This window comes from Oribacterium sp. WCC10 (assembly GCF_900113415.1).
Taxonomy (GTDB): Bacteria; Bacillota; Clostridia; order Lachnospirales; family Lachnospiraceae; genus Oribacterium.
On sequence record NZ_FOPH01000037.1, the window covers coordinates 1 to 10730 of the forward strand.

Here is a 10730-nt window from a genome sequence, read left to right on the forward strand (position 1 = left end):
AGCTGAAACATCTCCTTTATAATAAGAGCACCTATAATTACGTTAATCGGAGTGTTACGGCGTGAAGGCTGATCACTGTACAATACTCGGAAAGGCTCTTCATCTATAGCTGGAAAAATATTTTCAGAAAAAAATTTAGCCCATGATTTTTCAAGCATTTTTACTTCTCTTTGGGTTAAATTAGAAGTAGAATCAAACAAGCTGATTTGCTGAGATGAATTTGTTGCAAATGACATAAACTATACCTCCAACAGATCCTATCTCTATTATACTATTTAGAAAAGGTAATGTATTAGGTTTTTAAGGTTCTAGCGCCCCATTTGTCGGGCGACTCATATGATGATGTAAGGGTCAAAAGTCTCAAATCAACGTGCAAGCCTATACGTTGATCGGGGTGGGCGAACACAAAAAGAGACCGTCGTAGTGCGACAGCCCCTTCTCTTTTATGAAATACTTTTACGTCTACAGATGAACTGTCAATCAAAGCTCGATCTTATAATCTGCACTTCCTGCACCGTCTACTGTGAAGTAAGCAGCGGAATCAGCAGCATTTACATAAACATTAACAGCCTTAACAGCCTTGTTAACCTTCTGTGCAGCAGCTACAGAATCCTTAGCAATCTTATCAAAATCGTAATCCTTGCCATTGAGCTGTAAAGTGATTGTAGACTTAACGCCTGTTGTTTTAGTTGCCATAATTATCCCCTCCAAAATGATGTTTTTACAAACGTCTACATTATATTTTTATTGTCCAAGTTTGTCAATTATAGAGGCCATAAAAGCGGTATCAGTATGCAGTCATACAAAAAAGCTTCTCCTGCTATTTTATAAATTGAATTAATGCCGATAAAAAGAAAGAACGGTATAGTTTTTTGCTGCAATTTCGATATATAGCCTGCACAAGGTTTTTGTGCCATCAAAATAAACGGGAAGAAAAATGAAAGAACACAAAAAGAATATTAATGACTTATCGATTCTGTTACTGGCTTCCATATTTATGAACGGGTTTGAAACCGGAGGATACCAGGCTTCACTTCTATATATAGGAGAAGAATACTCTCTTGATCATGGTGCGCAGGGGGTTATCGCATCCGTTGAGCTTTTCGCAACAATGATTGCACCGATACTTTTAGGCTCCATTGCGGACAAGGTAGGAAAGAAAATAATGCTTACATTGTTTACGGCAATGAGAGTATTGTCCTGTTTCATCATACTTATGGCCACCAACTCGGTTCCTTTTGCTGTAGGCGTTTTTATTCTCGGCTTTGCAACAAGTATCATTCAGTATGTGGCAATTGCGGAAATGGATGATGCTTATCCGGTAACCAGACACAAGAGGATGGGCGGAATAACTGCAATGTATGCATTCGGAGCGGTTGTAGCGCCGCTGATAGTTGGTATGGCGATTAAAACTCCGTTCGGATGGAAGAGTTTCTTTGGATCGGACTGCATTATATCTTTCGTACTTGCGGTTATGCTTTGGAAGATCAGTTTTAAGCCAAGGGAGGAAGTTCCTGCCGGTGAGACGACTGATGATGAAGTGACCGGATCAGGAGGCAAAATCTACATTACCGGAGTTGCGCTTCTCTGCATGATAATGTTTATCTATGTCGGTGTTGAGAATGGTGTCGGTTTCTTTCTGAACGGCTTTATGCATGACAAGGTAGCTTCTACAAGGGGATATATAGCATTGTCGCTTTTCTGGATGGCAATGATTCCTTCAAGAGTTTTGTGCGGATATTTTTGTAAGTACAGACATATTCTGCTTTGCGCGGCACCTACAGGAGCTGCAATACTCCTTGCAATTCTGTCTGCGGTAACCAATGAATATGTTGCATTTGTAATAGTGTTTATTCTTGGATTTTTCTGTGGAGCGGTATATCCAAATGTTTTAACTTATGCGGCTGATTTCAGTGGAACCCGTACAGCAACCGTTACAGCTGCCATAACAGTGGCTACGGGTGTAGGAGGAACGGTAGTATCTGCTATATTCGGATTTTTGGAAACCGCAATCGGATTTACAGGTTCTTTTAGAATTCTGGCATTTATTTTGGCGCTGGATCTTTTGTTCGCGCTTCCCGTAGTGATGAAAAAGAAAAAACGGGTGTAGACATTATTAATGTTTAGATATTACAGTCAAAACTTAAAAATATTATTTGGAAAGGTGAGCTATGGGCGTAACAGTATCTGCGGGCGATCTTGAAAAGTATATTGTTGATAATATAGAAGAGGCTATAAAGAATGATCACATCAAGATATTCTATCAGCCGATCATACGTACAATGACGGGAAAAATATGTGCGGCAGAGGCATTGACCAGATGGGATGATCCCGTATATGGATTTTTGAGTCCGGCATCATTTGTAAAAGCGCTTGAGGATGCCGGAAAGATACACATTCTGGATACCTATGTCATAAGGACAGTGTGTAAAGATATCAAAGCCAAGATAGATAAGGGCGAGGAACCATTCACAGTATCTATAAACCTCATCAAAGCGGATTTCCTGAACTGTGATATATATAACGTCTTTGAAGAGGTTGAACAGGACAGCGGTGTTCCTGCAAAGTATCTCAGCATCGAAATCAGTGAGGGAATACTGAAGGATAATCAGGAAATACAGGAAACAGTTCATAAGCTTCTTGAAAGAGGTCACGAAAAGTGGCTTGATGATTTCGGGTATGGCAATTCATCTTTTGGTGCACTGAAGAGACATTATGAAGTGATCAAGTTTGATGTGAGATCTCTTCATGGACTTAAAGAAGAGGAACTCAACCGGGCAAGGACCATAATCGCGTACTCGATCAATATGGTCAAAAGACTTAAGTTCAGTGCGTTGATTGAAGGTGTAGAGACTGAAGAGGAATATAAATTCTTCAAAGATCTGGGATGTGAAATGATACAGGGATATTTCTTCTCAAGACCGATGATGCTTAAAGATCTCGAAAAGCAGGGGTTTGAAGTCGAATCAAGAGATGAGAGGGATTATTATAATGCCATAGGTCAGATGGAGATCGATAACGGATATATCATGTCTGATTCAGGAATCGATAATGTTGAAGCTATGGCGCTTTTTGAGTACAAGGATCAGCATTTTTCGTATATTTATCAGAATGAAGCCAATAAACGATACCTTCAGTTCATCGGAGAACTGAATAGTCTTTCTGCTGAACGGGTCATTAACCAGAAATCGGGGGTTCTTCAGGAGAAACTGCGTCCATTTATCAAGGATCTGGAAAAAGGAAGACAGAATCTGAAATTTTCCTATATGTACAGAGGGAATATAGTTAATCTCAGAGCGAAGTTTATAGCCAGAAATCCAAAGACCAATGCCATAGCCTTAGCGACTTATGCATTCATCATGCATGATGAGAACCGTAACAGGGGGCAGGCTTTTCTTAGAGCGATGAGAGAGATTCATACTATTTTTGACAGATTTGATCTTGTGGATTTTGAAGACAGGATTATAAAGAATTCATTTATCAATACCACAGACTATGGCTGCATATCAGAAGGGATTTCTATAATGGAAGCCGTGGAGGAATGGTGCAGGGATGCAATATATCCGGAGCAGAGAGATGAATTCAGAGATTTCATGGATATTGATAATGTTAAGAATAAGATTTCGAAGCTTAGATCCAAGCATATGAGCAGGATTTTCAAGACACAGATGGATAATGGGCAGTATGTTGAGAAAGAGTATGTCCTCCTGCCTATAAATCTGGATGGGAAGGAAATGTTGCTTTCGGGAATCATTAATATTGATATGAATGGAAGATGAAATTGCTTGGATTTAAGAGGTGACTTGCTATGATACAAAAAACATTTGTATTATCCCGAAGAGATGAGATGTGGTCGGTACTCCAGGAGTGGGAACAGACTATTCAGGATAAACCAAGAGGCAATATGTTTCTCGTGTTTACTGTTAATGGGTTGTCTGAAGATAAGCTTGAGGATGTGCTTGCTCTTGTCATGAAAAAATATCCCAACATTAATATGCTGGGACTATACCAGAGAGCTTCGCACAAGTACAGTGAATTTCTGCGAATTTCTTTCTGTCTCATGGAAAAGTCTGTTGTTACGCCGTTTTCTTTTTCATTCAGAGACATTGATGAGGAAAGTGCTGTCGCGGATTTATCGGAGAGAGTAGGACATATAAAGAATCCTGCATGTATACTTGTTTTTGCTGCGGGCAGTTCTGCAAAGGTGTCATATCCGTTATCTGTATTTGAAAAGAAATATCAGATACCTGTGGCCGGAATATGGTCGGCTGATTTTGATAATGCCGAGTCGGATACTCATTATGTTTGGCAGAATGAAAAGATAAAAAGAGGAATGGTGGGAGTAATACTGTCAGGCGAAGAACTGCTGGTTCATACAGAACTTCTGACAGGCTGGAGACCTCTCGGAAAAAACTTTGATATTGAGCTCAGAAAAAAGGGATCATCTATCGGAATAGGTGAGACCATAGTTAAGAAAATCAACGGAAAAAAAGCAACAGATATATATCACAGATATCTCAATATAAAGCCTAATGATGCTTTCCTTGAGAATATCAGAGAGTTTCCATTCCTTATAAAACGAGATAATGAAATATTGAGCCGAAGTCCTTACAGATATGATGCAGCAGGTCAGCTTTATTTTCTGGGAGACTTCAGAGCGGATGATATCATCAGTTTTTCATCTGGAAATAAGAGTAGTATTTTCAGTGAAATAGCATATAAGGTTAACAGATTTGCGGATTTTGTTCCACAGGGATCTTTTCTGTTTGGGAGTGATACGCGAGAGACATTTATAGTACCTGAATATAAGGAACTGAAATCGTTTCAGAATATAGATGAAAACATTCAGTATATACGTGGCAAGGGCCAGTTCCTTTTCCATGATGGAAGAGGCGGAACACATAATGTTTCCAGTGTTATTCTGGGGATAAGAGAAGGAGTGCCCGAGGAAGTGGTTCATGTTGATTTTTCGGATGTGGTTGTAACGGCCGAGACAGAAGGGGTTTTGCCGCTTGCTGACAGAACAAGTACATTTTTACAGGCAATCACAGAAGATCTTAACGAAGCTATATCAAAAGCAGAGAGTGCCAATAAGGCAAAGTCTTCATTCCTTTCTCATATGTCCCATGAGATACGTACGCCTATCAATGCGATTCTCGGTATGGATGAGATGATCCTGAGAGAGGGCGTTGATTCAACTGTCAGAGGCTATGCGGTAGATATCAGAAATGCCGGAATCGAACTTTTGGGAATCATTAACGATATCCTTGATTTTTCAAAGATAGAATCAGGAAAGCTGACAGTCATTCCTATGGAGTACAAGACTGCGGACATGCTGAGAGACCTTTATCATATGATAAAGAAACGTGCCGAGGATAAAAACCTGGAACTGATTCTGGAGGCTGATCCGGATATACCTGAGATTCTATTTGGAGATGAGATACGTATCAAGCAGATCATCACCAACATTCTCACAAATGCAGTTAAGTACACCGAAAAGGGAAAGATATGGTTCAGGATAAAGATAGAGAGCCTTAATCCAAAGGAAGTGGTGCTCAATGTTTCAGTCAAGGATACAGGTATAGGAATCAAGGAGGAAGAGAAAGCAAAACTCTTCTCGGCATTTGAAAGACTTGATGAAAAACGCAACCGTACTATCGAGGGAACAGGTCTCGGAATGAACATTACTCAAAAGCTCCTGAAAGAGATGAACAGCACACTTGAAGTCGAAAGTATCTATGGGCAGGGATCAACATTTTTCTTCATACTTACACAGGAAGTACGTTCACCGTCTCCTATGGGTAAGGTGAATATAGAAGAGCGTAAGGAATCCTACGTAAAGAAAGGGGCGGCATTCCTTGCACCTGATGCAAGAATACTTGCGGTTGATGATACGGTATTGAACCTTACTGTCATCAAGGCTCTTGTTAAGCAGAACAAGATAAATGTTGATACTGCAGAGAGCGGACAGGAAGCTATCGAATACGTAAAGAAGAATCATTATGACATCATTTTCCTGGACTATCGCATGCCGGTTATGGATGGAATAGAGACACTTCACAGGATGAAAGAACTGGAGGGCGATCCGTGTATGTATACTCCTATTATCTGTCTGACTGCCAATGCAGTTACAGGAGCAATAGAAGAGTACATGAAAGCAGGATTCGATGATGTTATCACTAAGCCGATAGATTCCGAACTGCTTGAAAAGAAATTGAGATTCTATCTGTCACCGGAGTTGATCCATGAAGGCGACGATATAACAGAAGCTGAGACAATAGAAGAGACAGAAGACGATTCGACGGAAATTCCGGCGGAGATTCGTGAGATAGACGAGATTTCAGTGGATGACGGATTACAGCATTGTGGTTCGGTTGAAGGCTTCATGAGCGCCTTGTCAAGTTTTTATGACAGCCTTAAGGATAATATAAGGATCATTCAGGAAAACTTTGATAATGCTGACATAAAGAACTACACGATAAAAGTACATGCTATGAAGAGTTCCGCAAGGATTATCGGTGCCAATGAACTTTCACTTTTGGCCAAGGATCTTGAGGCGGCAGGTGACGCTGAAGATATGACGGTCATCATTAACGATACTCCGAAACTTATAAGTATGGCGGAGAATCTGTATACTTCTTTGGAGAGATGTTTTAAAGTTGAAGAAGAGGATACTTCAGATCTTCCGGAACTTTCTGATGATGAATGGAATGATTTCATTATTTCTTTGAGTGGATTTGTCGATGCATATGATATCGATGATCTGAATATGATGCTCGAAATGATGAAGGCATATCATCTTTCAGGGGAACATAAGTCTATATATCAGGAGTTAAAGGAAGCATCGAAAGGGCCGGATTGGACCAAACTGGCCGAACTGGTAGCGATTAGATAAGTCAAACGTAAAAAAGATTGGAGAAGAACAGTGTATCTCAGCAATGTTTTGATCATAGGGAGCAATTTAAATTTTATGGCGCAGGCCATGATCCGTATTCTCATGAATAACGGATATAACATAACTACGTGCGGACTGAATCATGATGAAATCGCAGAAAAATCTGATAATGCCGGAGTGCTTATATTATATCTGGACAGTATGCCGTTTAGTGATACTGAAATATTCGAATATATTCAGACATTAAGCAATAACAGGATAGTATGTGCTGTGGGAAAACCAAATGAATATAAGGAGTTCTATAGAATTTTCCCCAAGAATCTCGTTAACATTGAGATGCCGCATCCTGCCAATGTCATGATACTGATAGATCAGTTAAGAAGAGAACGTACAATAAACGATGAGAGTGTAAATGCCGAGAAAAAGCATAAGATACTTCTTGTTGATGATGACAGTACTTTTCTTCAGGTTTCAAGCGGATGGCTCAAAAAGTACGGAAAGTATGAAGTTGCAATTGTTAATTCCGGACCACATGCAATTGATTATCTGGACAGGTTTACACCGGAACTTATTCTTTTGGATTATGAGATGCCGCTGATGGATGGACCGACTGTGTTGGCGAAGCTGAGAAAAAATGAGCGTACAAAGAATATTCCGGTATATTTTCTCACAGGCAAGAGCGATAGAGAAAGTATCATGCGTGTCATGATGATGAGACCTAATGGATACTTACTAAAAACGCTTGATCAGCAGCAGCTCGTTTCCAGAGTTAATGACTTCTTTTTGAGCCAGCAGAAATGACCTTTTGGGAACAAAAAGATGGTATATTCTGCCCGTATAAATGGTTTTTTAATAAAAAATTATTGCTATTTTGTTAAATGACTAGTAGCATATAACATATATATCTAAGGAGAAGTCGATTCGAAGGTTTCGGATTGGGTGTAAATTACCATTTACTTTATACTGTGGCATGATTTGTAAAAACTGTAAAAATGAAATAGCGGATAATTCAGCATTCTGCCCTAATTGCGGAATGCTGTTTGTCGTGTCTGCACCTGAAAGCAAATCGGGCACATTTCATAAAGATGATCTACCGGTTTATAACGCTGATACCTTCCGAAAGATGCTGGAGACGGAAAAGGCACAGGCTGTAGCTGAGAGACATAATAATACGATCATCCGCAAGGATAATCAGATAGTTGATAATGTAGCAGATCATGAGTCTTCAAACGAGGAGGATTTTGATCGTCTGGATAAGCTTTATGCCAGAGCTTTACAGTTGGAGAGAGCTGAGAAGGTAGCCGAGATGAAGCGCGCTGCTGAGGAGAGAGCCAGAAAAGCAGATGAATTGGCTCGCAAACAGGCAGAGGAAGAGCTTAAAAAGCGCATGGCTGATCAGGAAAGGCATAACAGAGCTGTTGCCGAAGAGCTGGTCAAGGAACAAGTGATCTCCAAGGAAGAACTTGATAAGACAAATGAGGAAGACCTTATACAGGAGGATGTGAAGCTTGAAACTCAGGCTGAACAGGAACCTGAAAAAGAGGATGAGGTTGTCACAACAGAAAAAACCATATCAGAGGCTTCTGAAAAAGCAGATGAATCAGAAAATCCATTAGAGGATGATTCTTCGGATTATGTATTCGGAGATGAAGATGAAGAGACTTCTGAAAAAACGGATGAATCAGAAAAGCCGGATGAAGCAGTGGAAGAGGCATCTGAGCCGGTAGAAGAACAGACGGAAAAGGAATTGTCTGATGACGAAGAAACGTCAGAAGAAGTGGCAATCGAAGAAGCTGAAGAAAGCACGGAGCTTAAGTTAGAGGAGACAGATGCATCAGAAGCAAAAAAAATTGCGGAAGAAACAATAACTGAAGGTTCGTTGTCAGAAGAGAAGTCCGAGGAAAGCGCCGTTGAAATAGAAGAAAAAACAGAAGAAGGTGCGGAAGGAAAGACAGAAGAGACATCTGAGCCGGTAGAAGAGCAGACGGAAAAGGAATTGTCCGATGACGATGAAGCGCCAGAAGAAGTGGCGATCGAAGAAGCAGAAGAAAGCACAGAGCTCGAATTAGAGGAGGCAGGCGCTTCAGAAGCAGAAAAGATTGCGGAAGAAGCGATATCCGAAGGTACATTGTCAGAAGAGAAGTCCGAGGAAAGCGCCGCTGAAATAGAAGAAAAAACGGAAGAAAGTGCGGAAGGAAAGACAGAAGAGACATCTGAGCCGGTAGAAGAGCAGACGGAAAAGGAATTGTCTGATGACGAAGAAACGTCAGAAGAAGTGGCGATCGAAGAAGCTGAAGAAAGCACAGAACTCAAATTAGAGGAGACAGGCGCTTCAGAAGCAGAAAAGATTGCGGAAGAAGCGATATCCGAAGGATCTGTGATAGAAGAAAAGTCAGAGGAATCGAACTTTGATGATTCGGAGAAGGCGCGATTGGCTTATGAGATGGACTCTGAACCGGATGCAGTAGAAGAATTGTTGAAAAGGGATGATGCCGGATTCGGCGATGATGCACATGATAATGATTCTGCAAAGCCGGTTAACGAAAATCTTAAGCACGGGAGTTTCCCGATTATTGGCGTTATAGTACTCGCTGCAATGATAGCAGTTGGTGCGGTTGGATTTATAATCTGGAATAATTCACCGTCAAGACAGGCGGCAAGACTTTTGGCTACGGCAGAAGGGGCTTATGCTTCTGCGGACTATGCCAAAGCGGAAGAGGCCTATACTCGACTTCTTGAGTACGGAACGCTGGGGTCAGACTCCTATATTCATTATGCAGAGTCATATATGAATGCAGGGGATCATGATCATGCAGTAAGTATCCTGAATGAGGCGTTAGAACATTATCCTAATGACAGCGCACTTACAGGACTGCTTAATAAATTGTATCCGGTGATTAAAATATCCCCTACGGGTGGAGCCTATGCCGAGGTTGTGAATGTAGAAATGTCCACGGCTGGGGAAGGTGAAATCTTCTACACAGTTAATTTTGATGGTGTGGCGGGTGAAGAAACCAAGTACGAAACTCCAATTACCTTGGATGCAAATGGAATATATAAGATAGATGCTTACTGCAAAACTACAGACGGTTATGTTGGACCTGTTCAGTCTGTGACATTTACACTTAGTATAGTTCCTGCAGAGACGGTTCAAGAGACAACTGAAAGTGCAGAGATTGATGAGACATCAGAGTCTGCAGATGACAATGCTGAGTTCAGCTTTGCAACCGAATATGCATCATATCCGGATACTATGGCAGTTATTCAGGTTAAGGATAGACAGGACATGGGTGAGTATTCTGTATTCCCTGCTGAAGTTTATCATAATCATGAAAGCGACAAGCCTGTTGGGGATTCGAAGACTGTGAATATTAAAATCAGTAATAGCGCATGGTTGCATTATGTTGATTATGATTACGGCAGTATACCTGTCCGTGATGCATATGCATTCCTTCCGTATATGGGTCTGTTAAATGCCACGACAGATGACAATGGAGTGATAACAAAATTTGATTTTATACTAGGAAGTCAAAAGTAAATGTATATAAGAAGAGGAGTAGTACTGATGGTCTGCTCCTCTTCTTTTTTGTGCGGTTAAATTTGTATAAAAATATATAAAAATACAGAGAGAAAAAGCTTGATGAATTCACTTTGAATTTAAAATTATAAAAAATTTCAAAAAGTGTTTGACATTCAAAAGCATAACTGTTATATTAACTGAGCGCTCGAGAGAGCGGCAAACAAAAAGCTTCAAACGAAGCGATTAGAACCTTGAAAATCAAAGATCGATTAATACACAGACCCTGAAGATTCTTTGAAAAAGAAAATTCAGAGC

Annotated in this window: 6 protein-coding genes and 1 pseudogene; 5 read left to right on the forward strand and 2 right to left on the reverse strand. The window is 40.5% G+C overall.

All coding sequences use genetic code 11. The features are described 5' to 3' along the window. Positions 1–236, reverse strand: a pseudogene (locus tag BM294_RS15125) (transposase); the annotation flags it as partial. A 244-nt stretch (positions 237–480) separates the two neighbouring features. After that, complete coding sequence (locus BM294_RS15130) at positions 481–696, reverse strand: DUF6465 family protein (RefSeq protein WP_091209872.1); 216 nt, start codon at positions 694–696, stop codon at positions 481–483. Positions 697–937: 241 nt separating this feature from the next. Between BM294_RS15130 and BM294_RS15135 the strand changes: the two genes are divergently transcribed. The 5 genes from BM294_RS15135 (at position 938) to BM294_RS15155 (ending at position 10433) form a co-directional block, all read left to right on the forward strand. Continuing rightward, positions 938–2110 carry an MFS transporter gene (locus tag BM294_RS15135; RefSeq protein WP_091209874.1) on the forward strand — a complete coding sequence of 391 codons (1173 nt, stop codon included), beginning with the start codon at positions 938–940 and terminating at the stop codon, positions 2108–2110. A 61-nt stretch (positions 2111–2171) separates the two neighbouring features. Continuing rightward, positions 2172–3779 (forward strand): EAL domain-containing protein, encoded by a 1608-nt coding sequence (locus BM294_RS15140; RefSeq protein WP_091209876.1) that lies wholly within the window; start codon positions 2172–2174, stop codon positions 3777–3779. 29 nt (positions 3780–3808) lie between these two features. Beyond that, the gene (locus tag BM294_RS15145) at positions 3809–6895 is read left to right on the forward strand and encodes a response regulator (protein ID WP_091209878.1); all 3087 of its coding nucleotides are present in this window, start codon (positions 3809–3811) and stop codon (positions 6893–6895) included. 75 nt (positions 6896–6970) lie between these two features. Further along, complete coding sequence (locus BM294_RS15150; protein ID WP_139225905.1) at positions 6971–7696, forward strand: response regulator; 726 nt, start codon at positions 6971–6973, stop codon at positions 7694–7696. A gap of 169 nt (positions 7697–7865) precedes the next feature. Then, complete coding sequence (locus tag BM294_RS15155; protein ID WP_091209882.1) at positions 7866–10433, forward strand: tetratricopeptide repeat protein; 2568 nt, start codon at positions 7866–7868, stop codon at positions 10431–10433. Positions 10434–10730 lie beyond the last annotated feature (297 nt).

Excerpts from the sequence above, each read along its gene's own strand:
- BM294_RS15135 (WP_091209874.1), top strand. The coding sequence starts at position 938 with ATGAAAGAACACAAAAAGAATATTAATGACTTATCGATTCTGTTACTG.
- BM294_RS15155 (WP_091209882.1), top strand. The coding sequence starts at position 7,866 with ATGATTTGTAAAAACTGTAAAAATGAAATAGCGGATAATTCAGCATTC.
- BM294_RS15140 (WP_091209876.1), top strand. The coding sequence starts at position 2,172 with ATGGGCGTAACAGTATCTGCGGGCGATCTTGAAAAGTATATTGTTGAT.
- BM294_RS15150 (WP_139225905.1), top strand. The coding sequence starts at position 6,971 with ATGGCGCAGGCCATGATCCGTATTCTCATGAATAACGGATATAACATA.
- BM294_RS15130 (WP_091209872.1), bottom strand. The coding sequence starts at position 696 with ATGGCAACTAAAACAACAGGCGTTAAGTCTACAATCACTTTACAGCTC.
- BM294_RS15145 (WP_091209878.1), top strand. The coding sequence starts at position 3,809 with ATGATACAAAAAACATTTGTATTATCCCGAAGAGATGAGATGTGGTCG.